Source organism: Streptomyces sp. CA189, assembly GCF_056428985.1.
This window is the reverse complement of record NZ_JBWJVM010000166.1, coordinates 1-2,380: the sequence shown is the minus strand read 5'-3', so window position 1 is coordinate 2,380 and position 2,380 is coordinate 1. Positions and strand designations below refer to the sequence as shown.

Below are 2,380 nucleotides of genomic sequence, written 5' to 3'. Positions count from 1 at the left end.
GGCTCTGTCGCGAGTTCCGTGAAACTCGAGATGTTGATCTCTGTAGGTCGTGATCATGCCGGGTGTCCGTCGCTGATCTTCTCGCCGTTTTGTTCCCGCACTTCGCCCGTCTGCACATCGAGTTTGTCCGTGTGGTCGGTCGGACGGTCCGTATCCAGGCGCGAGGGCGGGAGCCCTCGGCAGTTTGCCCGGCGTGCGGAACGGTGGCCTTGCGGGTGCACAGCCGGTACGAGCGCAAACTGGCCGACACCGCGGTCTCGAACCAGCAGACGGTCCTCCACCTGCGGGTTCGCCGGTTCTTCTGCGACACCTCCGGCTGCGGCAAGCGGACCTTCGCCGAACAGATACCCGATCTGACGTTCCGGTACGGCCGCTGCACCGCTCTGTTGCGCACACTCCGCGAGGCGATCGCCCTGGCGCTGGGTGGCCGGGCCGGAGCGCGCTTGACCGAGCTGCAGGCCATCGGGCTGGGCAAGGACGCCCTGCTGCGACTGATCCGCGCCTTGCCCGATCCGGACGTGCAGACGGTCCGGGTCCTCGGAGTCGACGACTTTGCCCTCAAGAGGGGCCACCACTACGGAACGGTCCTCGTGGACATGGAGAAGCGGCGCCCTGTCGACGTGCTGCCCGAGCGTTCCGCCGATGCCCTCGCGGCGTGGCTCACCGCTCACCCCGGCACCGAGATCATCTGCCGCGACCGCGCCGCCTGCTACGCCGAAGGCGCCGACCGGGGCGCCGGCACCGCCACTCAGATCGCCGATCGATTTCACCTCTGGCAGAACATCGGCGACGCCACCGAACGTCTGGTCAAACGTCTCCGTGCCCAGTGGACCCCACCGCCGCCCATGAAGGAACAGGCCGCCCTGCCCGAGGAACCCGAGGGCGTGCGGGTCCGGCAGGCTCGCGAACGGCACGCCGCCGTGCATGCGCTCATGGCCAAGGGCGTCAACCTCACCGGCATCGTCGCCGAGCTCGGCCTGGACCCCAAGACCGTCCGAAAGTTCATGCGCGCCGCCGCGCCGGACGAGCTGATCAACGGCGGTCCCACCGGTCGCCGCAGCATCCTCGACACCCACGCCGCCTACCTGATCTCCCGCTTCTCCGAGGGCTGCACCAGTTCCGACCGCCTCCACGGAGAACTCACCGAACGCGGTGTTGCCGTCAGCGAGCGCACCGTCCGGCGCTTCGTCCACGCCCTCAAGAAGAACAACTGGCCCACCACCCGTCCGCCCGTCCCCAAGGCCCGTGAGGTCACCACTGTCGTCCTGACCCACCCCGAACACCGCAGCGAGGACAATCGCGTCACCCTCAAAGAACTCCGCGACCGCTGCCCCGACCTGGACGCCGCCTGCGACCTCATCGCCCGGTTCGCCGACATCCTGGTCAACCTCCGCGGCCAGCAGCTGCTCGGTCAATGGGCCGTGGACGCCGAAGCCAGCGACCTGCCCGAGCTGCGGAGCTTCGCCTCCGGCCTCCGCAAGGACTGGGACGCCGTCCTGGCCGGCCTCTCCCTGCACTGGAACTCCGGCCCAGTCGAAGGCCACGTCAACCGGATCAAAATGCTGAAGCGCCAAATGTACGGCCGGGCCAAAACCGACCTCCTCCGCAAACGCGTGCTCCTCTGCCACTGAAGATCAATGCCCTCTGACAGGTGATCTTGGCCGATTGACAAGTGATCTTGACTGGAGCCGGGTCGTCCCTGCTGGTGCGTCGGAAACTGCGATGCGTGTGGGCCGGGCGGCGACCGGCTTACGCCCCGTCGGCGAGGATCAGTTCGGCCATCGCAAGCGAGCCTCTGAAGACCCTGAGTCCCTCTCGGTACTCCGCCGAACGCGCCAGCAGTGCTACGGCCGCACGGAGCTCCGGTAGGCAGTCCCGGAGAACCTCGACGTCGCCCGGGCCGGGAACGCCATCGTTCCTGAGGTAGGTCATGACGCAGCCGGCCATGTTGAAATCCAGGTACGCCAGATCGTGTCTGTGATCAAACGGCACGTCGGGGAACGGCCCGGGGTGGTGCGCGGCCCACACGAGGGCCACCTCGCTGACAATCGCCCGGTGTCGGTCGGGCCCGGGAGGCGGGATGAGAGTGGTCACGAAGCGATCCTCCCGCACACGCTGGGCCCCACCCGCCGCCGGGCCTCCTTCGACCTGGCCGACATGCTGATCAAACATGACCACTCGGCTGAGGCCCTGGCCGCCATCCCCACGATCGTCAAGGAACGCGCGGCCGCCGAGCGGCAGACCGGCCCCCGCCCCTTGCTCGATGGCACATCAGAGCACTCAGGGGCTGAGAGCCGGTCAATATCGCCTGTCAATCGGTCAAGATCGCCTGTCAGAGGACAATCAACAACGGGGTAGTCACGGAACTCGCGACAGAGCC

2 protein-coding genes are annotated in these 2,380 nt (G+C 67.6%); one reads left to right on the top strand and one right to left on the bottom strand.

What is annotated here, in order from left to right:
- The first annotated feature begins 62 nt into the window (after positions 1–62).
- The gene (locus tag AC061S_RS44285) at positions 63–1,631 is read left to right on the top strand and encodes an ISL3 family transposase (protein ID WP_478691551.1); all 1,569 of its coding nucleotides are present in this window, start codon (positions 63–65) and stop codon (positions 1,629–1,631) included.
- Positions 1,632–1,749: 118 nt separating this feature from the next.
- On the opposite strand, the gene AC061S_RS44280 is transcribed toward AC061S_RS44285, so the two are convergent.
- A complete protein-coding gene (locus tag AC061S_RS44280; protein WP_478691550.1) occupies positions 1,750–2,094 on the bottom strand; it encodes a hypothetical protein in 345 nt (114 codons plus the stop codon).
- Positions 2,095–2,380 lie beyond the last annotated feature (286 nt).